The sequence below is a fragment of the Ferrovibrio sp. genome, assembly GCF_046297895.1.
GTDB lineage: Bacteria > Pseudomonadota > Alphaproteobacteria > Ferrovibrionales > Ferrovibrionaceae > Ferrovibrio.
Genome location: NZ_JBKBHC010000004.1, coordinates 333,357 through 352,951 on the forward strand (window position 1 = coordinate 333,357; position 19,595 = coordinate 352,951).

At 63.6% G+C, this 19,595-nt stretch carries 24 protein-coding genes and 1 tRNA gene; 19 read left to right on the plus strand and 6 right to left on the minus strand.

The window, feature by feature from the left end:
* The first annotated feature begins 98 nt into the window (after nucleotides 1–98).
* The 9 genes from hfq (at nucleotide 99) to tgt (ending at nucleotide 9,276) form a co-directional block, all read left to right on the plus strand.
* A complete protein-coding gene (gene hfq, locus ACK4FK_RS08730) occupies nucleotides 99–371 on the plus strand; it encodes an RNA chaperone Hfq (protein ID WP_374304567.1) in 273 nt (90 codons plus the stop codon).
* A gap of 57 nt (nucleotides 372–428) precedes the next feature.
* On the plus strand, nucleotides 429–1,766 hold the full coding sequence (hflX, locus tag ACK4FK_RS08735; protein ID WP_409744005.1) for a GTPase HflX: 1,338 nt from the start codon (nucleotides 429–431) through the stop codon (nucleotides 1,764–1,766).
* Nucleotides 1,763–2,593, plus strand: coding sequence for an inositol monophosphatase family protein (locus ACK4FK_RS08740; protein WP_409744008.1), 831 nt, complete (start codon nucleotides 1,763–1,765; stop codon nucleotides 2,591–2,593). Before hflX ends, ACK4FK_RS08740 begins: the two co-directional genes overlap by 4 nt.
* A 143-nt stretch (nucleotides 2,594–2,736) precedes the next feature.
* A complete protein-coding gene (gyrA, locus tag ACK4FK_RS08745) occupies nucleotides 2,737–5,484 on the plus strand; it encodes a DNA gyrase subunit A (RefSeq protein WP_409744011.1) in 2,748 nt (915 codons plus the stop codon).
* Nucleotides 5,484–6,005: a pantetheine-phosphate adenylyltransferase gene (gene coaD, locus ACK4FK_RS08750; protein WP_409744014.1), complete on the plus strand. Its 522-nt coding sequence runs from the start codon at nucleotides 5,484–5,486 to the stop codon at nucleotides 6,003–6,005. The genes gyrA and coaD overlap by 1 nt, the downstream gene beginning before the upstream one ends.
* 109 nt (nucleotides 6,006–6,114) lie before the next feature.
* Nucleotides 6,115–6,567, plus strand: coding sequence for a peptidylprolyl isomerase (locus tag ACK4FK_RS08755; RefSeq protein WP_409744189.1), 453 nt, complete (start codon nucleotides 6,115–6,117; stop codon nucleotides 6,565–6,567).
* A 15-nt stretch (nucleotides 6,568–6,582) separates the two neighbouring features.
* Nucleotides 6,583–7,065 carry a peptidylprolyl isomerase gene (locus ACK4FK_RS08760; protein WP_409744017.1) on the plus strand — a complete coding sequence of 161 codons (483 nt, stop codon included), beginning with the start codon at nucleotides 6,583–6,585 and terminating at the stop codon, nucleotides 7,063–7,065.
* 31 nt (nucleotides 7,066–7,096) lie between these two features.
* Nucleotides 7,097–8,155 carry a tRNA preQ1(34) S-adenosylmethionine ribosyltransferase-isomerase QueA gene (gene queA, locus ACK4FK_RS08765; RefSeq protein WP_409744019.1) on the plus strand — a complete coding sequence of 353 codons (1,059 nt, stop codon included), beginning with the start codon at nucleotides 7,097–7,099 and terminating at the stop codon, nucleotides 8,153–8,155.
* On the plus strand, nucleotides 8,152–9,276 hold the full coding sequence (gene tgt / locus ACK4FK_RS08770; RefSeq protein WP_409744022.1) for a tRNA guanosine(34) transglycosylase Tgt: 1,125 nt from the start codon (nucleotides 8,152–8,154) through the stop codon (nucleotides 9,274–9,276). Before queA ends, tgt begins: the two co-directional genes overlap by 4 nt.
* A 103-nt stretch (nucleotides 9,277–9,379) precedes the next feature.
* Here the strand turns inward: tgt and ACK4FK_RS08775 are convergent, their stop codons facing one another.
* The 4 genes from ACK4FK_RS08775 to ACK4FK_RS08790 all read right to left on the minus strand — a co-directional run bounded on the left by ACK4FK_RS08775 (nucleotide 9,380) and on the right by ACK4FK_RS08790 (nucleotide 11,641).
* Nucleotides 9,380–9,871 carry a PAS domain-containing protein gene (locus ACK4FK_RS08775; protein WP_409744025.1) on the minus strand — a complete coding sequence of 164 codons (492 nt, stop codon included), beginning with the start codon at nucleotides 9,869–9,871 and terminating at the stop codon, nucleotides 9,380–9,382.
* Between the two features lie 81 nt (nucleotides 9,872–9,952).
* Nucleotides 9,953–10,028, minus strand: a tRNA-Lys gene (locus tag ACK4FK_RS08780).
* Between the two features lie 99 nt (nucleotides 10,029–10,127).
* Nucleotides 10,128–10,664: a DUF3833 domain-containing protein gene (locus tag ACK4FK_RS08785; protein WP_409744028.1), complete on the minus strand. Its 537-nt coding sequence runs from the start codon at nucleotides 10,662–10,664 to the stop codon at nucleotides 10,128–10,130.
* Between the two features lie 77 nt (nucleotides 10,665–10,741).
* A complete protein-coding gene (locus ACK4FK_RS08790) occupies nucleotides 10,742–11,641 on the minus strand; it encodes a tetratricopeptide repeat protein (RefSeq protein WP_409744032.1) in 900 nt (299 codons plus the stop codon).
* A 38-nt stretch (nucleotides 11,642–11,679) separates the two neighbouring features.
* On the opposite strand from ACK4FK_RS08790, the gene ACK4FK_RS08795 reads away from it, so the two are divergent.
* From ACK4FK_RS08795 to ACK4FK_RS08820, 6 genes are all read left to right on the plus strand, one after another.
* Entirely contained in the window at nucleotides 11,680–12,243 is a 564-nt protein-coding gene (locus ACK4FK_RS08795) for a hypothetical protein (RefSeq protein ID WP_409744035.1), read from the plus strand.
* A 99-nt stretch (nucleotides 12,244–12,342) separates the two neighbouring features.
* A complete protein-coding gene (locus ACK4FK_RS08800; RefSeq protein ID WP_409744038.1) occupies nucleotides 12,343–12,531 on the plus strand; it encodes a hypothetical protein in 189 nt (62 codons plus the stop codon).
* 94 nt (nucleotides 12,532–12,625) lie between these two features.
* Nucleotides 12,626–13,270, plus strand: coding sequence for a hypothetical protein (locus ACK4FK_RS08805; RefSeq protein ID WP_409744041.1), 645 nt, complete (start codon nucleotides 12,626–12,628; stop codon nucleotides 13,268–13,270).
* Nucleotides 13,271–13,297: 27 nt separating this feature from the next.
* Entirely contained in the window at nucleotides 13,298–13,630 is a 333-nt protein-coding gene (locus tag ACK4FK_RS08810) for a hypothetical protein (RefSeq protein ID WP_409744044.1), read from the plus strand.
* Nucleotides 13,631–13,633: 3 nt separating this feature from the next.
* The gene (locus tag ACK4FK_RS08815; protein WP_409744047.1) at nucleotides 13,634–13,837 is read left to right on the plus strand and encodes a hypothetical protein; all 204 of its coding nucleotides are present in this window, start codon (nucleotides 13,634–13,636) and stop codon (nucleotides 13,835–13,837) included.
* Nucleotides 13,838–13,953: 116 nt separating this feature from the next.
* Entirely contained in the window at nucleotides 13,954–14,367 is a 414-nt protein-coding gene (locus ACK4FK_RS08820) for a hypothetical protein (RefSeq protein ID WP_409744050.1), read from the plus strand.
* On the opposite strand, the gene ACK4FK_RS08825 is transcribed toward ACK4FK_RS08820, so the two are convergent.
* Both ACK4FK_RS08825 and ACK4FK_RS08830 read right to left on the minus strand, forming a co-directional pair.
* Nucleotides 14,368–14,937, minus strand: a complete 570-nt coding sequence (locus tag ACK4FK_RS08825; RefSeq protein ID WP_409744053.1) for a hypothetical protein — start codon at nucleotides 14,935–14,937, stop codon at nucleotides 14,368–14,370.
* On the minus strand, nucleotides 14,928–15,686 hold the full coding sequence (locus tag ACK4FK_RS08830) for a glucose 1-dehydrogenase (protein WP_409744055.1): 759 nt from the start codon (nucleotides 15,684–15,686) through the stop codon (nucleotides 14,928–14,930). Before ACK4FK_RS08830 ends, ACK4FK_RS08825 begins: the two co-directional genes overlap by 10 nt.
* 201 nt (nucleotides 15,687–15,887) lie before the next feature.
* Between ACK4FK_RS08830 and ACK4FK_RS08835 the strand changes: the two genes are divergently transcribed.
* From ACK4FK_RS08835 to ACK4FK_RS08850, 4 genes are read left to right on the plus strand one after another with little or no spacing between them, the layout of a single operon-like run.
* Nucleotides 15,888–16,688, plus strand: a complete 801-nt coding sequence (locus tag ACK4FK_RS08835; protein WP_409744058.1) for a glycosyltransferase family 2 protein — start codon at nucleotides 15,888–15,890, stop codon at nucleotides 16,686–16,688.
* An 11-nt stretch (nucleotides 16,689–16,699) separates the two neighbouring features.
* Nucleotides 16,700–17,023 carry a lipid-A-disaccharide synthase N-terminal domain-containing protein gene (locus ACK4FK_RS08840; RefSeq protein ID WP_409744060.1) on the plus strand — a complete coding sequence of 108 codons (324 nt, stop codon included), beginning with the start codon at nucleotides 16,700–16,702 and terminating at the stop codon, nucleotides 17,021–17,023.
* Nucleotides 17,020–18,681 (plus strand): ArnT family glycosyltransferase, encoded by a 1,662-nt coding sequence (locus ACK4FK_RS08845; protein ID WP_409744063.1) that lies wholly within the window; start codon nucleotides 17,020–17,022, stop codon nucleotides 18,679–18,681. Before ACK4FK_RS08840 ends, ACK4FK_RS08845 begins: the two co-directional genes overlap by 4 nt.
* 32 nt (nucleotides 18,682–18,713) lie before the next feature.
* On the plus strand, nucleotides 18,714–19,592 hold the full coding sequence (locus ACK4FK_RS08850; RefSeq protein ID WP_409744067.1) for an alpha/beta fold hydrolase: 879 nt from the start codon (nucleotides 18,714–18,716) through the stop codon (nucleotides 19,590–19,592).
* The last annotated feature ends 3 nt before the right edge of the window (nucleotides 19,593–19,595 follow it).

A 19,595-nucleotide genomic window follows, 5' to 3' on the forward strand; every position in this document is an offset into this window, starting at 1 on the left:
GGCCGCCGCCTCCGCACATGCGATCCGGTAAGACTTGGCCGGATTGTGAAAAAAACAAAACAAAGACAACAAGATAAGAAAAGAAAGGTCCAACAACGATGGCCGCCGACAAGCCTCAGAACGTCCAGGATGTCTTCCTCAATCACATCCGTAAAACAAAAACTCCGGTTACGGTCTTTCTCGTGAATGGTGTCAAGCTCCAGGGCATCATCAGCTGGTTCGACAATTTCTCGGTGCTGCTGCGCCGGGACGGTCATATGCAGCTGGTCTACAAGCACGCCATTTCCACCGTGATGCCGTCTGGCCCGATCCAGCTCTTCGACCCGGCAGCTCAGGGCGGTGCCGGTCAGGCGCAGGGGGAGCAGGGCTAAGGCTTTTTTGCTCCCGGTGGCGATGTCCGGGTTGGTAAACGCCCGGGCTTTGCTTATATGGCGATAATGCCAGATCACATCGAAAGCGGCGACGAGCGCACGAGGCGTGCGCTCGTCCTGCACCCCACACTTAAATCTCCCGGTCCCAAGGCTACGGCTGCGGATACGCGCCGCCGTCCGGAAGCGCGCCTGGCCGAGGCCGTCGGCCTGGCTGCCGCCATCGATCTTGAGGTTGTGCATGCCGAGGTGGTCTGGCTGGCGGCCTGGCGGCCTTCGACCCTGATCGGCAGCGGCAAGACCGAGGAACTCGCGGCGTGGATCGCCGAGCATCCGGTCGATGTCGTGATCGTGGATGCGGCCGTCACCCCGGTCCAGCAGCGCAACCTGGAGCGCGCGCTGAAGGCCAAGGTGATCGACCGCACCGGCCTGATCCTTGAAATCTTCGGCGCCCGCGCACGCACCAAGGAAGGGCGGCTGCAGGTGGAACTGGCGCACCTGAACTACCAGCGCTCGCGCCTGGTGCGATCCTGGACCCACCTTGAACGCCAGCGCGGCGGTTTCGGCTTTCTCGGCGGTCCCGGCGAAAGCCAGCTTGAGATTGACCGCCGTCTGATCGGCGAACGCATCGCCCGCATCAAACTGGATCTGGAGCAGGTTGTGAATACCCGCTCGCTGCATCGTCGTGCGCGGCAGAAGGTGCCCTATCCGGTGGTGGCCCTGGTGGGCTACACCAATGCCGGCAAATCCACTCTGTTCAACCGCCTGACCGAGGCCCGGGTGCTGGCCAAGGATCTGCTGTTCGCCACCCTGGATCCGACCATGCGCACCGTGCGGCTGCCGTCTGGCCGGAACGTGATCCTCAGCGACACCGTTGGTTTCATCTCCGAACTGCCGACTCATCTGGTCGCGGCGTTCCGCGCCACGCTGGAAGAGGTGATCTCGGCCGACCTGATCTTGCATGTGCGCGACATGTCGCACCCCGATTGCGAGGCACAGGCAGGCGATGTGCGCGATGTACTCGCTTCGCTCGGCGTGACCGAGGAGAGCGGCCATCGCTTGCTTGAGGCCTGGAACAAGTCTGATCAGCTCGAACCGGAGGCGCGTGAAGCGCTGCAGAACCAGGCGGCTCGACAGCAGGACGCCATCGTGATCTCTGCCTTGGAAGGTGCGGGCTGCGATACCCTGCTGCAACGGATCGATGCCATGCTGGGCAGCGACCGTGTCGAACTGGCCGTCACGCTCGATGCCGGCGATGGTGCCGCTTTGGCCTGGTTGCACAGGCATGGCGAGGTGCTGGCCATGCAGGAGCAGGACGGCCATCTCAAATTGTCGGTCGCGCTGTCGCAGGCCGAGGCCGGCAAATGGCTTAAACGGCAGGAAGGACAGCGGGCATGACTGCAAGAATCGACATGGACGTCGTGCGGCTGCTGATCGAGGAGGCGGCCCGCACGGTGATCATGCCGCGGTTTCGGCAGCTCAAGACCGGCGATATCGACCAGAAAGCCGGGCCGCATGATGTCGTTACCATTGCGGACAAGGATTCCGAGGCCTTCCTGACGCCTCGGCTGCAGGCCCTTGTCCCGGGCTCGACCGTCGTGGGCGAGGAGGCGGCCAGCGCCGACGAGGCGATCATGGATGCGCTGCGCCGGCCGGGCGCGGCCTGGCTAATCGATCCCGTGGATGGCACTGCCAATTTTGCCGTCGGCAATGCCCTGTTCGCAGTGATGGTGTCTCTGGTTCAGGATGGCGATGCGGTGGCGAGCTGGATCCATGATCCGGTACGCGGCATCACGGCGATGGCCGAGAAAGGCGCCGGCGCATGGATGCGCGAGTCCGATGGTAGCCAGCGCCGGCTGGCCACGCCAAAACCGCCCTCGCTGGCACATCTGTCGGGCGCGCCCAACATCCGCTATGGCGACCGTGATTTTGCCGCCCGTATCGGCCATCGTGCCGATAAAACGGCCGGCGTGCTGATCCTGCGCTGCGCCGGCCAGGAATACCTCGCCATCGCCGATGGCCACATCCATTACGCCGTCTACAATCGCGCCCTGCCATGGGATCATGCGGCCGGCTGCCTGCTGATCACCGAGGCCGGCGGCATCGCCAAACGGCTGGATGGCAGCCTCTATCGCGCCGCCGACAAACCCTGGGGCAGTCCCCTCGTCGCTGCCTGTGGCGAAGACCAATGGAATTGGCTGAAAACCAATATTTTTGACCCCTGATTTCCCCCCCTGCGGAGGGGCGCCCGGCATTGCTGCGATGGCCCTCGCCATGGTAGTTTTTCGGGCCTGATTCCAGGGCCGGAAACGGCCTGTTCGGGCATCCCGATTCGACTTCAAAAACCCTTATTCCGGACGCCCGTTTCGTGACCGATCAGCCACAGCTTCCGCACGACATTCAGCCCATCTCCATCGAAGAGGAGATGCAGCGTTCCTACCTCGGTTACGCCATGAGCGTGATCGTGTCGCGCGCGCTGCCCGATGTGCGGGACGGCCTGAAGCCCGTGCATCGTCGCATCCTCTATTCGATGCACGAAAACGGCTATACGGCAGACAAGGCCTATCGCAAGTCGGCCCGCGTGGTCGGCGACGTGATGGGTAAATACCACCCGCATGGCGACCAGGCGATCTACGATGCCATGGTGCGTATGGCGCAGCCGTTCTCCATGCGTCTGCCCTTGCTGGACGGGCAGGGCAACTTCGGCTCGATGGACGGCGACCCGCCGGCGGCGATGCGCTACACCGAGATCCGCCTCGACCGGGCCGCCGAGGCCATGCTGACCGATATCGACAAGAACACCGTCGATTTCCAGTCCAACTACGATGACACCACCCGGGAACCGACCGTGCTGCCGGCGCAGTTCCCAAATCTGCTGGTCAACGGTGCGAACGGCATCGCGGTGGGCATGGCGACCAATATCCCGCCGCATAATCTGGGCGAGGTGATCGATGCCTGCTGCGCCTATGTCGACAACAATGGCGTAACGCTTGAACAGTTGCTGGAAATTCTGCCTGCGCCGGATTTCCCCACCGGCGGCATCATTCTGGGTCGGGCCGGCGCCAAGGCGGCGATGTGGACCGGCCGCGGCTCGGTGATCATGCGCGGCAAGGTGCATGTCGAGGAGATCCGCAAGGATCGCGAAGCGATCATCGTTACCGAAGTTCCCTATCAGGTGAACAAGGCCTCGATGATCGAGAAGATCGCCGAGCTGGTGCGCTCGAAGAAAATCGAGGGCATTTCCGACCTGCGCGACGAGTCTGATCGCGATGGCGTCCGCGTGGTGATCGAAATCAAGCGTGACGCCATGGCCGAGGTGGTGCTGAACCAGCTCTACCGCTTTACGCCGCTGCAGACATCGTTCGGCGTCAATATGCTGGCGCTGAACGGCGGCAAGCCGGAATTGATGAATATCAAGCAGATGATCGCGGCTTTCGTGAACTTCCGCGAGGAAGTGATCTTGCGCCGTACGCGATTCCTGCTTGGCAAGGCGCGCGACCGCGCTCACGTGTTGGTCGGCCTGGCCATCGCGGTGGCCAACATCGACGAGGTGATCAAGCTGATCCGCAGCGCGCCCGATCCGCAGACGGCGCGCGAGCAGTTGATGGCCCGCGAATGGCCGGCTGCCGACGTGGCCGACATGATCACGCTGATCGACGATCTCAGCCACAAGGTGATCGACGGCAAGTATCGCCTGTCGGAGACCCAGGCCCGCGCCATCCTCGACCTGCGCCTGCAGCGTCTGACCGCGTTGGGCCGCGACGAGATCGGCGATGAGATGAAGGCTTTGGCCGCCGAGATCAACGAATACCTCGCCATCCTCGGCAGCCGGGCCAGACTGATGGACATGCTGCGCGGCGAACTGGTGGCCATGCGCGAAAAGTTCGCGACCCCACGCCGCACCCAGATCGCCGAGATGGAATTCGAGCAGGATGACGAAGACCTGATCCAGCGCGAGGACATGGTGGTGACCGTCAGCTATGGCGGCTATGTTAAGCGCACGCCGCTGTCCACTTACCGGCTGCAGAAGCGCGGCGGCAAGGGCCGCACCGGCATGAGCACCAAGGATGAGGATTTCGTTACCCGCGTGCTGGTGGCCAGCACCCACACGCCGGTGCTGTTCTTCTCCAATATCGGCCGCGTCTACAAGCTGAAGGTCTATCGTTTGCCGGAAGGCACGCCGCAGTCCCGCGGCAAGGCCTTTGTAAACCTGCTGCCCCTGGCCGAGGGGGAGAAGATCACCACGGTGCTGCCGCTGCCCGAGGACGAAGCCAAGTGGGGCGAACTGCACGTCATGTTTGCCACTGCCAAGGGTTATGTGCGCCGCAACGACCTGAGCGATTTCGTCACCATCAATGCCAATGGCAAGATCGCCATGAAGTTCGAGGGCGAGGATGCCGACGACAGCCTGATCGGCGTGCTGCCCTGCACCGAACAGGACGATATCTTGCTGGCTTCATACGCCGGCAAATGCGTACGGTTCCCGGTCGCCGATGTGAGAACCTTCCAGAGCCGCGCCTCAACCGGCGTGCGCGGCATGAAGCTCGCCGAAGGCGACCGCGTCATCTCGATGTCAGTGCTGCGTCATATCGAGGTGGGACCGGAGGAGCGCGAGGCCTATTTCAAATACGAGGCCGCACAGGAACGCATCCGCGCCGGCGAAAGCGGAGTGGAATTGCCGGCCGACATATCCGTGCAGCGCTTCACCGAACTGCAGGCCGCCGAGCAGTTCATCCTCACCGTTACGGAAAAAGGCTTTGGCAAGCGCAGCTCGGCCTATGAATATCGCATCACCAGCCGTGGCGGCTCGGGCATCATCAATATCGAGACGACGCCCAAGAATGGCAGCGTCACCGCCGCTTTCCCGGTCGAGCATGATGATCAGATCATGCTGGTCACCGATGGCGGCCAGGTGATCCGGTGCCCGGTCGACGATATCCGTATTGCCGGTCGCAACACCCAGGGCGTGATCATCTTCAAGCTCAATGAAGGCGAGAAGGTTGCGTCGGTCGCCCATTTGCCTGAAAGTGGCCCCGCGCAGGACGAAGGCCAGGATGACGGCCCGGAAGACGGTTCGTCCGCGAATGACGGTGCAGGTGACTCTGGGGAGGAGTGATGACCAAGCAGCGCATCGGGCTATACCCGGGCACATTCGATCCGGTAACCAAGGGCCATTACGACATCATCAAGCGGGCTGGCAAGCTGGTCGACAAGTTGGTGGTTGGCGTGGCGGTCAATATCGGCAAGGGGCCGTTCTTTTCGCTGGAAGAACGCGTCGAAATGGTGCGCGAGGAAATCGGTCCCCTGATGCCGGGCGCCACCGAATTCGAGGTCAAGCCGTTTTCCAATCTGCTGATGCATTTCGCCATGGAGATCGGCGCAGTCATGATCATCCGCGGCCTGCGCGCGGTGTCGGACTTCGAGTATGAATTCCAGATGGTTGGCATGAATGCCCGCCTGAATGCCGAGATCGAGACCGTTTTCCTGATGGCTTCGGACAATCACCAGTTCATCGCTTCCCGGCTGGTCAAGGAAATCGCCATGCTGGGCGGGGATATTAATCCTTTCGTATCGCCCCGCGTCGCCGAACGCATGCGCGCCCGTGTCGCGGCGCTGAAGGCCAATGGCGATGCCTGACATGCCGATTCTGCGCCGCCATCTGTTGTCCCTGATCCTCGGCGTGGGCCTGATCCTGCCGTCGACCGGCTTTGCCCAACGCATCGACAATCCGGAAAACACCCTGGTGATGGAATTGAAGGACGGCGGCCGGGTGGTTATCGCCATGCGTCCCGATCTGGCTCCCAACCATGTGCGCCGCATCAAGGAACTGGTGCGCAAGGAGTTCTACGACGGCATCGTGTTTCACCGCGTCATCCGTGGCTTCATGGCCCAGACCGGCGATCCCACCGGCACCGGCATGGGCGGTTCGGGCCAGAAGCTGAATGCCGAATTCAGCCGCGAACCGCACAAGCGCGGTACCGTATCGATGGCGCGCGCCCAGAGCCCCAACAGCGCCGATAGCCAGTTCTTTATCTGCTTCGAGGATTCGCCTTTCCTGGATGGCCAGTACACTGTCTGGGGCAAAGTGATCTCGGGCATGGAAGCGGTGGATCGCATCAAGAAGGGCGCCCCGGGCAGCGGCCAGGTCACCGATCCCGACAAGATCATCCGTCTGCGTGTCGCAGCCGACATCAAGTAATCATCAGGAGCCTCCATGAGCGCCGATCTCGAAAACACCCTGTATCTGGAGCTGAAGGATGGCCGCGTCACCATCGCGCTGCGTCCCGATCTGGCGCCCAACCATGTCGCCCGCATCAAGGAGCTGGCGCGGCAGCATTTCTATGACGGCCTGAAATTCCACCGCGTGATCGAGGGTTTCATGGCCCAGACCGGCGATCCGCGTGGCGATGGCACCGGCGGTTCGGGCCAGAAGCTGGATGCCGAGTTTAACGACGCCCCGCACAAGCGTGGGACCTGCTCGATGGCGCGCGCCCAGAACCCGAACAGCGCCGACAGCCAGTTCTTCATCTGCTTCGCCGATGCCCGTTTCCTGGACCGCCAATACACGGTCTGGGGGGAGGTGGTGGATGGCATGGAGCATGTGGATGCGATCAAGCGCGGCGATCAGGCCCGCAACGGCAGCGTCACTGATCCCGACAAGATCGTATCGCTGCGCGTTGCCGCCGACGTGGCCTGACGCCTGTGCCTCCCGCCGCGGAGGCTGAGCCATGCTGGTATCCGACTTCGACTTCAGCCTGCCGCCTGCGCTGATCGCCGAGCGGCCGGCAGTGCCCCGTGAGTCGGCCCGGCTGCTGCATTTCCATGACGGCAGGATCGACCCGAAGGAGTGGGTCGTGCGCGACCTGCCTCTGCTACTGCGGCCGCGCGACCTGCTGGTATTCAACGATACCAAGGTGATTCCGGCGCGGCTGTTTGGCCGGCGCGAACGCGGCCCGGCCGAGGTGAAGATCGAGGCCCTGCTGCTGAAAAGTCTGGGCAACCGGCGTTGGACGGCAATGGCCAAACCCGCGCGGCGGTTGAAGCCGGGCGACGCGGTTGCTTTCGATGGCGGCATCCGGGCCGAAACCGCAGGGCGCGAAGGCGACCAGATCATTCTCGCCTTCGACCGTGACGATGGCGAACTGCTGTCGGCGCTGGAAACCGCCGGGGCCATGCCGCTGCCGCCCTATATCGCGGCCCAGCGACCGGCCGACGCCCGCGACCGTAGCGACTATCAGACCGTGTTTGCCGAAAAAGCGGGCGCGGTTGCTGCGCCCACGGCCGGACTGCATTTCACACCGGACCTGATCGGGCAGTTGAAAAGCATCGGCATCCGCTTCGCCCGCGTCACGCTGCATGTTGGCGCCGGCACCTTCTTGCCAGTGAAGGTGGAGCGCGTCGAGGATCACAGGATGCATGCCGAATGGGGGCAGGTGACGCCGGAGACCGTGGCAATGGTGCAGGAGGCCAAAGCCGCCGGCGGGCGGGTGATCGCCATCGGCACCACCTCGCTACGCCTGCTGGAAACCGCCGCGCGTGCCAATGGCAGCCTGCAACCCTTCGCCGGCGAGACCGACATCTTCATTACGCCCGGCTTTGATTTCCGCGTCGCCGACGGCCTGATGACCAATTTCCATCTTCCCAAATCCACCCTGCTGATGCTGGTGGCCGCCTTTGTCGGGCTTGACGGTCAACGGGCGATCTATCGTCATGCGGTGGAGAAGGGCTTCCGTTTCTATTCTTACGGCGATACAAGCCTGCTGTTCAGACAGGCCGCCTTGAAATGACCCTCCGTTTTTCCGTCAGCGCCACCGATGGCGCCGCCCGCCGGGCCAGGCTCGAAACCGCCCATGGCGTGATCGAGACGCCGACCTTCATGCCGGTCGGCACCGCCGCCACGGTGAAAGCAATGACGCCCGAGGCCGTGCGCGAGACCGGCGCGCAGATCATCCTGGGCAATACCTATCACCTGATGCTGCGGCCGACGGCTGAGCGCGTGGCCAAGCTGGGCGGCCTGCACAAATTCATGAACTGGTCAGGTCCGATCCTGACCGATTCCGGCGGTTTCCAGGTGATGTCGCTGTCGCAGCTCAACAAGGTGACCGAGCAGGGCGTCACTTTCCAGTCGCATATCGACGGCGCGCGCCATGAACTGACGCCCGAACGGTCCATCGAGATTCAGCATCTGCTGGATGCCACCATCACCATGCAGCTCGATGAATGCGTCAAGCTGCCGGCCACCGAGAAACGCGCCGCCGAGGCCATGCGCCTGTCCATACGCTGGGCCGAGCGTTGCAGGACGGCGTTCCAGCAACGTGAGGGCTATGGCCTGTTTGGCATCGTGCAGGGCGGGACCAATGCGGCCTTGCGCGAAGAATCCGCAAAAGGCCTGCTTGGCATCGGGTTCGACGGTTATGCGGTGGGTGGCCTTGCGGTGGGCGAGACGCAGGAGGAGATGTTTGCAACCCTGGATGTGACGGTGCCGCATCTGCCGGTGGACCGGCCGCGCTATCTGATGGGGGTGGGCAAACCGTCCGATCTGGTCGGTGCGGTGATGCGGGGCATCGACATGTTCGACTGCGTGATGCCGACCCGTTCGGGACGCACCGGCCAGGCTTTCACCCGACGCGGCAGCATCAACATCCGCAACGCCCGCCACGCCGAAGATCCGCGGCCGTTGGACGAGCATTGCCGCTGTCCGGCCTGCCGCAGCTACAGCCGGGCCTATCTGCATCACCTGGTCCGCTCGGACGAAATCCTCGGCGCCATGCTGATGACCCAGCATAACCTGACCTATTATCAGGACCTGATGATCGGCATGCGCGAAGCCATCGGCGGAGGGCGATTGCAGGATTTCGCCGCTGATTTTCACGCAGGCCAGGCCCTCGGCGACATTCCCCCGCTCTAGCCATGCTGTTGCGGCATCTCAAGGTTTTCGCCATTGCCGCCTTGTTTGCCGCCATCGCCTATGGGCTGGTCAATCTGCTGTTCCTGCTCACGCGCGGTTGGTTCTAGGTTTCGTCGTCGTAATAGGTGACGTTCAGCAGCTGTTCGACCTGGTTGCTGCCATCCACTGTCAGCGGCATGGTGATCGATTCGAACTGAACGAAGCTGCGGTCGACGAAATAATAGCTGCCGGCGGCGCGCAGCGGTTTTGCCTCATCCACCGTCCATGACAAGCCCCGGTTGAAATCGGCATAGGCCTGTGGCGTCATGATTTCATCGACGAATTTTCCGGTCGGGTCGCGCCCGGAATACTGGCTGATCAGGGTGCCATAGAGACGGATGCGAAAGCGCTTGCCGGTTTCCCCACGCACCACTTCGTAGATCAGGATCCGGGGCAGGTAGGGGCGCAGCACGAAGGGAGAGAAATCGGCCCGGTCGGGCGCAATCCGCCCGGCGCGTTTCTCCTCCCAAAAAGCAGCCAGTTGGCTTAATTCGGGCCGGACGAAACCTAGGCTGGGATCGAGACGGAACCTGCTCTCGACGATCTGCCGGTTCACGGAGTTTCCCCCTGTTTCCGCCAGCATATCCGAATGGGCAACCGTATGAAGAATAAATTGAGGGGAAGAAAGGGGTGGAGGTGGTGAGCCCGCCGGGATTCGAACCCGGGACCTCTCGATTAAAAGTCGCTTGCTCTACCAGCTGAGCTACGGGCTCACAGAGGTCGGTCAGACAGAGTCTGTCGGTGATCCTTCGGGCCGGCCGGCCGTGCCCGAAAGCGCGGCGACCATAGGTCGGTCCTCCGGTCCCGTCAACCTACTCGATCTTGCGAAAAGCCAGGGTCACGCTGCCCACGGGCAGGCCCCATTTCGTCACCGTGGCCCGGTTCAGCACGATCTCGTCATCGAACCGGTACAGCCAGTCATCGAAGCCCACATCGATGCTGCCGGACTGGGTTTTCAGCCTCAGATCATACGCCCAGGCCAGGGCATTGCCGCGGCTGTAGCCCTGGGCGACCCCCAGTACGTCGTCGGCCGTGCCTGTGTAGCGGCCGGTGCCATCGGGCCGGATACGCCATATCCGTTTCTGGATTTCGCCGTCGCTGAAGCGGAAATCCTCATCCAGCACGAGGGCATCGCCGTCGCGGCTGCCACGGATCTCGACGGTGAATTGCCGCACGGCGCCGCCAAAGCGCGGCTCGAACAGGCCCCATGCCTTGACCTTGCCGGTGAAGTACCGCTCCAGCTCGAAGGGGCCATAGGCCGCCTGGCCAGCAGGATCCGGGCGATCGGTTCCACAGGCTGCAAGGGCTAGGAGAAATAGCGGGGCGAACAGGTGCAGGAGGCGGCGCATGGCGGATCCGGTTGTCTAACTCATTGAAAAATTAGCTAGATCGACATCCGGAATGGGCAAGGGGCCCTGAAAACCGATCAAAGTCGATGGCGGTCCGGCAGCAGGCCGCGCTGAAACAGCCGCAGGGGCAGGCTGCCGATCTCGATCCAGGCATCGATCCGGGGATAATCCGCCAGCCAGCCGTAATCCAGAATATGCCGGTTTCCGGCCCTTTGCTGCCGGCTCACGGCGATCATGACCTGGGGCAGGCTGCGGGCCAGCAGGGGGGCCAGCCGCGGCTCGCATTCGACGATCAGGCGGCCGCAGAGCGGCAGCAGATCCCGCAGGTCGCAGGCGAAACGGATCTGGTCGCCGATGCCCTGCTCGGCAACCACCAGAAGGCAGCGGGCGGCCATGTCCTCGCCCTGCCAGCGCGGCGCGTCGAGGCCATTGCGCATCACTTCCAGACCCGGCTCAGGGCGCAACCGGAATTCGTAATCCTCAAGGCCGGGAGTCCATACCCCCAGGCTGAGCAGCATGGTGGCGCGTGCCATCCGCAGGCTGCGGTTATCCGGCTCCAGCTCCACCGCACGATCCATATGGCGGCGCGCCGATGCGATGTCGTGGCAACGATATGCGGCCTCCGCAGCCTGGCTCAGCATCTCTGGCCAGTCGGGTTGCTGGTCAAGCGCCGTTGTCAGCCAGGGCCGTGCTTCGGCTGCGGCCCCCTGTTCCAGCAGCAGGCTGCCCAGGGCCGCCGCCCGCGCCGCTGCAAAGTTTCGATCCCCGGGATGCAGCCGCAGGCCGGTTTCGGCGACCGACCAGGCCTCGGCCCAGCGACGCTCCTGGCGATACAGGACGGCCAGGCTATGCAGCAGGCCGGGTTCTGTCGGCGCCAGGCGGCGGGCGACCGCGAAATGGCCGATGGCGGCGGTCACGTCCCCGGCGTTCAAGGCTGCAAGGCCGGCTTGCATGAAACTGTTGGCAGTCTGTGTCATCGCTGGCGCCAGCATGAGGGGATGCTTAAGCTGCCGCAATGCTTTCCGGATTCCTCAAGGCCGATCCAGCCGCCATTGATATCCAGCGCCGCCGCTTGGAGACGCAGGCCGCAGGCCGGCCACGGATCGGCCTGTCCTGGCGTAGTGCCAATGCCGGATTCGGGCGGCAGAAATCGCTCCAGCTCGGTGATTTGGCGTCGCTCTTTGCAGCCGTCGATGCCTTCTGGGTCGACCTGCAATATGGCGACACGGGGGCCGAACGGGCGGCGCTGGCCTCGGATTCGGGCGCGGTCCTGTGGCGGGATGACAGCATCGATCCGCTGCGCGACATGGATGCCGCAGCCGGTCAATACGCCGCCCTCGATCTGGTGATCACGGTAAGCAACACAACCGCCCACCTTGCCGGGGCGCTCGGCTTGCCTGTCTGGCTGCTGTTGCCGGCGCCTGGTTACGGACTGCTCTGGTATTGGTTTCTCGATCGGGCCGACAGCCCGTCCTATCCCGGTCTGCGGTGTTTCAGGCAGCAACAGCCGGGGGACTGGAGCGGGCCGATCCGGCAGGCGGCCGAGGCGCTCGAGGCCCGTTTTGGTTCAAAACCCTAGCGTCCGTTACCAACTTACAACCTTCGGGGGCCTGTCTTTTTCTTCGCAGTTGCGGAATAATATCCTGCATCCGGAAGATTGGGCCGGAGGATGAGGACGATGACCGTGTTTTACGTTGAAGGCGGTATTTTCAAGGACTTGGCCGATCCCGCGCCGATTGCCGGCACCGAGGAGCGTTATGGTCCCTTCCAGACCGAGCGCGAGGCCGATCAGGTCTGGCGTGCCCGCATGGCCGACAAGATCGACATCTGCAACCACCGCCTGCGGGTCATCCAGCGCGACGCCTGACGGCCCTCGCTTTCCCAGTTGCTAACTGCTTCGCCTGCCATGATGATTTCATGGCGGGAGGGTCCGATTCGTCCCGCAGGAGCGAGGGCAGGCGATGTTCGACCCCCATGCCGCCGGACGGCTGGTTGCCAACCGCGGCGACCTGAAACGCAAGGCGGTGAATTACAAGCGGGGGCAGGAGCTGCGCCTGACACCGGAGCTGCGTGGCCAGATCGAGAAGGCGATGATCAAGAACCAGGCCGATTTCGAGCACAGTGCGCGCGATACGATGCAGACCATGAAGGAGGCCTGGGGATCGGCTGCATTCAACTCGATCGGGCGCGGCCGCTATTACGAATGGATCCACGATCTGGCGCTTGAGCTGAAAGGCCAGGGCAGCCTGTTCGGCTACCCGCTTGTCACACTCTATGCCGACAATCTGAAAAATCTATGTGGCGGACTGACCAGCCCGTCGCCGCGCCTGCATGCCATTATTGGCCTGAATATAGATGCCCTGAACATCATTGTTCGTCGCCGTATTACCGGGCCGGGCAGCGTGCTGGAGCGTCGCGTTGCCGAAGCCCTGCGCGAGGCATATCTGAAGATGAGACTGCGCGCGCCGTCGGAAGTGGCGGTCGAGCATAAGGTGGCCACAGCCGTGCGGCAGCTCGACAGCAAGCGTGCGCCAACACTGCAGAACCCGGACCTCAAGCAGACCGCCCGGCAATGGCCCAACGGCGTCCGCCGGCCGGCCGGCTGAGCCGCCGCTGGCACGGGAACATCTGTCATGGCCTCGTCCGATGACCGCAATGCCAATCAACCGCCGGATGGCTATAACTGGCGTCCGCAGGCGATCAGGCCGATTCCTGCGGTGGAAGTGATTTCGGAAGCCATCAAGAAGGCCGATACCAGCTATTTCTTCGAAAACTACACCAAGCAGGCCAATGCCGTGGTGACGGAGCTGCGCAAGCATGGTTACGTAATCGTGCCGTATTATCCCACCGTCGAGATGGTGAAGGCGGCGATGGACGAACTGCAATATGGCCAGAACAAATTCACCAATGTGGTGATGCCGATGTATCTGGCGATGATGAAATCGGCGCCCAAGGCCAAGGGCTAGGCGATGAGCCGGGAAAAGCTGGTGGCTTTCCTGCGTGTGGCCGGCCCCGAACGCACGGCGGAAATCCTCAAGCGGCTGCCGCCACAGGAGGCCCAGGCCGTGCGTCAGGCGCTGGATCAGATGCCCGCCGTGCCGTCCACGCAGGTCGATCAGGCCGCCGATGCTGCCGCCACCTTCGTTGCGGCGATCACGCATAACAAGCGGTGATGCGACCGCTGCCGCGCCGGACTCTTGTTCTGCTGCTGGCTGTTTGCGCAGGGCCGGCGGCATCGGCGCAGGAGGGGCTGGGCCCCCGCAGCAGGCCAAAAAGCCCGCAGATATGCATGACCGCGCCGGAGATGGAGGCCGAAGCCATCGTGCGTGCCGGCATGATCATCCGCGGCTATGCCCGCGACTGCGCCCGGCTGGGATTCGACGGCACGATCCTGCCGATGTGGAGCGCCTTCGATCAGGCCAATGCCCAGCAGTTCCGCGACGCCGTGCAACTGCGTTCGGAGGCCTACAGGCGCAACTACCCTGACGATCCTTATGCCGAGCAGCGCGCCACCAATGCGGTGGTAGCCTCGCGCCAGATCACCGAAATGCCGCGCGAGGAATGTGTCGTGCTGCTCGACCTGGTCGGCTCGTTCAATGACTGGAATGCCTTCATGCGCCATGTACGCACGACGAAGCTGGGACAGGTGAAGACGGCATTCAAACTGTGCCCCCGGCAGCGCGGCGGTGGCGCCGCGCGCTAGTCATCCGTTCGGCACCACCACGATCCTGTTGTTTTCCAGCACCACGCTGCCGGCTCGGAAGACCGGTGCGCCATAAGGGTCCATCTGGCCGATCACGCGTACGCGGTCGCCGGCTTTCACCTTGGTCAGGTCGCGCCAGCTTGGGCCCAGACTGATCACCTGGCTTGCATTGCCGTCGTTCAGTACGAATGTGGTGGCCTGCGGCGACAGCACCACGCCCTGCAGCATCACCGCCTTGCCGCGCGGGATTTCCGCGATTGGCACCAGATCGGGCAGGGTGAAGGCCATGGTCTGGTTGCGCGGCGGCGCATTGGCGTTTTTCGGGGCCGGCTTCGGCGCGGCTTTCTTTATCGACTGGGCCTCGGGTTCGGCAGCGGCGCGCGGATCGGTGGTGGTGGGCGTTGGCGGCGTGGTGCCCTGCATCTGCGGCTGAGCGGCGGGTGGCGCGGCCTGTGTCTGCGTTGCCGGCGCCTGCGTGGCTGGTGCCTGCGTGGCTGGTGCCTGTGCTCCAGCCGGGCCCGCCAGCAGCAGGACGGTCGCGATGAGGGAGAGGAGGGTGCCTAGATGCATCGGCCGCCATCGACCTCCATGCATACGCCGGTGATGAAGTTCGCCTCATCGGAGGCGAAATAGAGGGCCGCGTTGGCGATATCCTGCGGGGTGGAAAAACGGCCGATCGGAATAGTGCTCACGAACTTGGCCTTCATTTCCTCGGTCTCCTGGCCGCCCATGAATTCCTTTAGCATTGGCGTCAGGCCGGCCACCGGGTTCAGGGCATTCACGCGGATCTGTTCGGGAGCAAGTTCCACGGCCATAGCCTTGGTCAGCGTGATCACCGCGCCTTTACTGCCATTATACCATACCAGGCCGGGACGGGGGCGCACGCCGGCTGTCGAGGCAATGTTGATAAAGACTCCGCCGCCGCGCTTGCGCATTGCCGGCACGGCATGCAACGCCGAATTGTAGATGCTTTTCACATTGACGGCGAAAATCTTGTCGAAGGTGGCTTCGTCGGTTTCCAGCAGCGGGGCGTTGCGCTGGGGCATGCCTGCATTGTTCACCATGATGTCGAGGCCGCCGAAGGTTTCGACCGCCTTCTCGACCAGGCTTTTCATCTGCTTGTTCTGGGAGACATCGACAGCCACTGGCAGAGCCCGGTGTCCGGCCTTATTGATGTCGCCGGCAACCTTCTCGGCCGCAGCCAGGTTCAGGTCGCCGATCACCACGGCAGCGCCCTCAAGGGCGAATCGCTTGGCGATGCCCTCGCCAAAACCCGAACCGCCGCCGGTCACGATGGCCACCTTGTTCGCCAGACGCATCCTGAAATCCTCCCATTTTGCCGTTCCCGGCCACTCTAGCCGGGCATCCGGGCCGTGCAAGTGATTCGCGGGCCGGCTGGAAAAGGGTTTCCCTGCGACAATCCGGCCCTCCCGCAAGCCCCCGGTAAGCTTGCGCTGCTAACAAACTTGCGCGATTTTACTGGTCTCCATAGCCCGCCCCTGCCATAAACACCCCCCATCATGAACGGCGTTTCTCCATCCCCGGTCGGGCAGCCATCTGTTACGGCCGCCATAGCGACTCAATCGGGCCCGGCCTGCGACCTGTCGGTTGTGATTCCGGTGCATAACGAGGCGGCGAATATCCAGACCCTGCTGGAGGAGATCTGCGCCGCGTTGCGGGGCCGGATGGGTTTCGAGATTCTGGCTGTCGACGATTGCTCCACCGACGAAACGCCCGCCATCCTGCGGGCCTGCGCCACGGCGATGCCCGAACTTCGCCCCCTGCGGCACCGCCGCAACGCCGGCCAGTCGATGGCAATTGTGACCGGCGCCCATGCCGCGCGCGGGGCGGTGCTGGTGACGCTGGACGGCGATGGTCAGAATGATCCGGCCGACATTCCCGCCCTGTGGGATGCGCTGCAGTCGGCTGCCAATGGCGGTGCCGGCCTGCTGCTGGCCGGTCATCGGGTGAAGCGTCGGGATAGCTGGGTGAAGAAAGCCTCCTCGAAAATCGCCAATGCGGTGCGCTCCCGCCTGCTGGGCGATGCGACGCCCGATACCGGCTGCGGTCTGAAGATGCTGCGCCGCGATTTGTTTCTGCGGCTGCCGGCCTTCGACCACATGCATCGTTTCCTGCCGGCCCTGGTGCTGCGGGCAGGCGGCAGCGTGCGGTCCGTGCCGGTCAATCATCGGCCACGGGCAGGCGGCGCTTCGCATTACGGCACCTGGGGACGTTTGAAGGCCGGACTGGTGGACATGGCTGGCGTCATGTGGCTGAAACGCCGCTGGCGCGACAGCGGCGGCAGCGAGCCGATTGTGTAAGGAAAAGCGTCATGATTGGTCAATTGCTGACCGAGTACTGGGATCGTCTTGAAGACAGCCTGAATTTCTGGGCTGTGATCGGTTTTCTTGGTCAGGCCATTTTCGCCTCGCGCTTCATCATCCAGTGGCTGCATGCCGAGCGGGTGAAGCGCAGCGAGATTCCAGTGGTCTTCTGGTACATCAGCATCGCTGGCGGCGTGATCCTTTTGTTTTATGCGATCCACATTGCCAATGTGGTGTTCATCATCGGTCAGGTTTCCGGCCTGGTTGTCTATTTGCGCAATCTGCACCTGATCTACAAGGCGCGTCGCGAGGGTAGGGAAGCCGCCGTATGACGTACCCGCCCCTGAGCAACCGCAGCGCCTTTACCTTCACGACGCTGCTCTGGCTGGTCGTGGTGGTCGCGGCGCTCTATGCCCGCCCGCTGATGCCGATCGACGAGACGCGCTATGTCACCGTCGCGTGGGAAATGCATCTGGCCGATCACTGGCTGGTGCCATTGCTGAATGGCGAGGCCTACCATCACAAGCCGCCGCTGCTGTTCTGGATCATCCGCCTGGGCTGGCTTGTGTTTGGCGTCACCGACGTCTGGGCGCGGCTGGTGGCGCCGCTATTTGGCGCCGGCGCGCTGGTTCTGACGGCCGTGCTGGGGCGTCTGCTGTGGCCGGGCGAGCAGGGCAGGGCAGCCGGCAATGTCGCGCCTTTGCTGCTGCTGACGGCAGCGTGGTGGATGCTGTTTGCCACGTTGACCATGTTCGATCTGATCATGGCCTTTTTCGCCCTGCTGGGCTGGATCGGCCTGACGCTGAACCTGCATTATCGTCGCCGCTGGCTCGGCATCGCGATCACGGGACTGGCCATCGGGCTTGGCGTGCTTGGCAAGGGGCCGGTGATCTTGGTCTATATCCTGCCGCCGGCGCTGCTGGCGCCATTGTGGATGCGGCGCGAGGTCAAGCCAAACTGGCTCGGCTGGTATGCCGGCGTGCTGTTGTCGCTGGCTATTGGCGCCGGCATCGGTCTCGCCTGGGCGCTGCCGGCTGCGGAAGCTGGCGGCCATGCCTACAAGCAGGCCCTGCTGTGGGGGCAGACGGCCGGACGGGTGCGCGACAGCTTCGCCCATCGCCGGCCTTTCTGGTGGTATCTGCCGATGCTGCCGCTCTTGCTGTTCCCATGGTCGTTGTGGCCGCCCGCCTGGCGAGCGCTGGCGCTGTGGCGCCGGCCGGCCGAGCCCGGAATTCGCTTCGGCCTGGTGGTCAGCCTTACCGGCCTGCTGGTGTTTTCCATGATCAGCGGCAAGCAGCCGCATTACCTGCTGCCGTTGGCGCCGGCCTTCATGCTGATGGTGGCGCGCAGCCTGACGGCCGACTGGGCCGTGGCGCCGAAGGCCCGCGATGCCTGGTGGCTTGCGGCTGGCTTCGGTTTGCTGGCCCTGGTGGCGCTGTTATTGCCTTTCGTGCTTTCCAGCCAGCCGAAACTGGCCGCGCGACTAGATGTGCCCGATTGGGCACTCGAAAACCTGGTCGAGGTTGCGGCGCTGCTGCTCCTGGGGCTGCTTGCTGCGTTATGGCTGGGGCGGCGTAACAGCCTGCCGGCCTCAATCGGCGCGATGGCGGTGCCGGCAACCTTGCTGTTCCTGGCCGTGCATCTGTTCGGGTTCATGCCGGCCCGGCCGGCCTATGACCTGATTCCGGCGGGCATGGTGATCAAGCGTGGCCATGACGAGGGTCGCCCGGTGGCCTATGCCGGCGACTATCACGGCGAATACCAGTTTCTGGGCCGGCTGGAAAAACCGCTGCAGGAAATCGACTACGCGGCCATTCCCGCCTGGCTGGCGGCAAATCCCAATGGCTGGGTGGTGGCGCGCTACCGGGAGGAGCACCTCGACAGCGCCCCCAAACCGGTATACGCACAACAGAAGCGCGGCCGCATGGTGGTGATCTGGGATGCGTCGGCTCCACCGGCAAATCCGGAGTTTTTCCGCCAGCCGCGCTAGCCGGCCATCGCCGGCAACAGGGAGGCGAAAGCGTGCTGTTTCCGGGATTCGAACAGAAGCGTATCAAGGGCGAGGGCGCGGACATCAACCTGCGCATCGGGGGCAAGGGACCGGCTCTGCTGCTGCTGCATGGCTACCCGCAGACCCATGCGATGTGGCATCGCATCGCGCCCAAGCTGGCCGAGGATTTCACCGTGGTCTGTGCCGATCTGCGCGGATACGGCGACAGTTCCAAGCCGGCCACGCTGCCCGACCACTCGTCCTATTCAAAACGCGCCACGGCTGCCGACATGGCGGCGGTGATGACGGTACTGGGCTTCGAAAAGTTCTGCCTGGCCGGTCATGACCGCGGCGGCCGTGTTTCTCATCGTCTGGCGCTGGATTATCCCGATCGCGTTGAGAAGCTTGCCGTTCTGGATATCGTGCCGACCCGTACCCTGTTCGAGACGGTGAACCAGCAGGTCGCCACCGGCTATTACCACTGGTTCTTCCTGATCCAGCCATTCGACATGCCGGAACGGATGATCGGCGCCGATCCGGAATACTATTTCCGCAAAAAGACCGGCCAGTGGTCGGGTGCCGGCCACACGTTCGACGCTGAGGCGATGGCGGAATATCTGCGCTGCTTCCGGGATCCGGCCACCATCCACGCCTCCTGCGAGGATTATCGCGCGGCAGCCTCCATCGACCTGGAACATGATCGTGCTGACGAGGCCAACCGCATCCGCTGTCCGCTGCTGGTGCTGTGGGGCGAGAAGGGACTGATGCACAAGGCTTACGACGTGCTGGGCACCTGGCGCGACAAGGCGGCTGGCAGCATCGAAGGCCATGCCGTGCCGAGCGGACACTTCCTGCCCGAGGAAGCGCCGGATGAAACCTATGCGGCCCTGCGCCGTTTCTTCGTGAGCTGAGCG

What these genes read in the sequence shown, in the direction of transcription:
- hfq (WP_374304567.1), top strand. Translation starts at nt 99, where the DNA reads ATGGCCGCCGACAAGCCTCAGAACGTCCAGGATGTCTTCCTCAATCAC.
- hflX (WP_409744005.1), top strand. Translation starts at nt 429, where the DNA reads ATGGCGATAATGCCAGATCACATCGAAAGCGGCGACGAGCGCACGAGG.
- ACK4FK_RS08740 (WP_409744008.1), top strand. Translation starts at nt 1,763, where the DNA reads ATGACTGCAAGAATCGACATGGACGTCGTGCGGCTGCTGATCGAGGAG.
- coaD (WP_409744014.1), top strand. Translation starts at nt 5,484, where the DNA reads ATGACCAAGCAGCGCATCGGGCTATACCCGGGCACATTCGATCCGGTA.
- ACK4FK_RS08755 (WP_409744189.1), top strand. Translation starts at nt 6,115, where the DNA reads ATGGAATTGAAGGACGGCGGCCGGGTGGTTATCGCCATGCGTCCCGAT.
- ACK4FK_RS08760 (WP_409744017.1), top strand. Translation starts at nt 6,583, where the DNA reads ATGAGCGCCGATCTCGAAAACACCCTGTATCTGGAGCTGAAGGATGGC.
- queA (WP_409744019.1), top strand. Translation starts at nt 7,097, where the DNA reads ATGCTGGTATCCGACTTCGACTTCAGCCTGCCGCCTGCGCTGATCGCC.
- tgt (WP_409744022.1), top strand. Translation starts at nt 8,152, where the DNA reads ATGACCCTCCGTTTTTCCGTCAGCGCCACCGATGGCGCCGCCCGCCGG.
- ACK4FK_RS08785 (WP_409744028.1), bottom strand. Translation starts at nt 10,664, where the DNA reads ATGCGCCGCCTCCTGCACCTGTTCGCCCCGCTATTTCTCCTAGCCCTT.
- ACK4FK_RS08790 (WP_409744032.1), bottom strand. Translation starts at nt 11,641, where the DNA reads ATGACACAGACTGCCAACAGTTTCATGCAAGCCGGCCTTGCAGCCTTG.
- ACK4FK_RS08795 (WP_409744035.1), top strand. Translation starts at nt 11,680, where the DNA reads ATGCTTTCCGGATTCCTCAAGGCCGATCCAGCCGCCATTGATATCCAG.
- ACK4FK_RS08800 (WP_409744038.1), top strand. Translation starts at nt 12,343, where the DNA reads ATGACCGTGTTTTACGTTGAAGGCGGTATTTTCAAGGACTTGGCCGAT.
- ACK4FK_RS08805 (WP_409744041.1), top strand. Translation starts at nt 12,626, where the DNA reads ATGTTCGACCCCCATGCCGCCGGACGGCTGGTTGCCAACCGCGGCGAC.
- ACK4FK_RS08810 (WP_409744044.1), top strand. Translation starts at nt 13,298, where the DNA reads ATGGCCTCGTCCGATGACCGCAATGCCAATCAACCGCCGGATGGCTAT.
- ACK4FK_RS08815 (WP_409744047.1), top strand. Translation starts at nt 13,634, where the DNA reads ATGAGCCGGGAAAAGCTGGTGGCTTTCCTGCGTGTGGCCGGCCCCGAA.
- ACK4FK_RS08820 (WP_409744050.1), top strand. Translation starts at nt 13,954, where the DNA reads ATGACCGCGCCGGAGATGGAGGCCGAAGCCATCGTGCGTGCCGGCATG.
- ACK4FK_RS08825 (WP_409744053.1), bottom strand. Translation starts at nt 14,937, where the DNA reads ATGCATCTAGGCACCCTCCTCTCCCTCATCGCGACCGTCCTGCTGCTG.
- ACK4FK_RS08830 (WP_409744055.1), bottom strand. Translation starts at nt 15,686, where the DNA reads ATGCGTCTGGCGAACAAGGTGGCCATCGTGACCGGCGGCGGTTCGGGT.
- ACK4FK_RS08835 (WP_409744058.1), top strand. Translation starts at nt 15,888, where the DNA reads ATGAACGGCGTTTCTCCATCCCCGGTCGGGCAGCCATCTGTTACGGCC.
- ACK4FK_RS08840 (WP_409744060.1), top strand. Translation starts at nt 16,700, where the DNA reads ATGATTGGTCAATTGCTGACCGAGTACTGGGATCGTCTTGAAGACAGC.
- ACK4FK_RS08845 (WP_409744063.1), top strand. Translation starts at nt 17,020, where the DNA reads ATGACGTACCCGCCCCTGAGCAACCGCAGCGCCTTTACCTTCACGACG.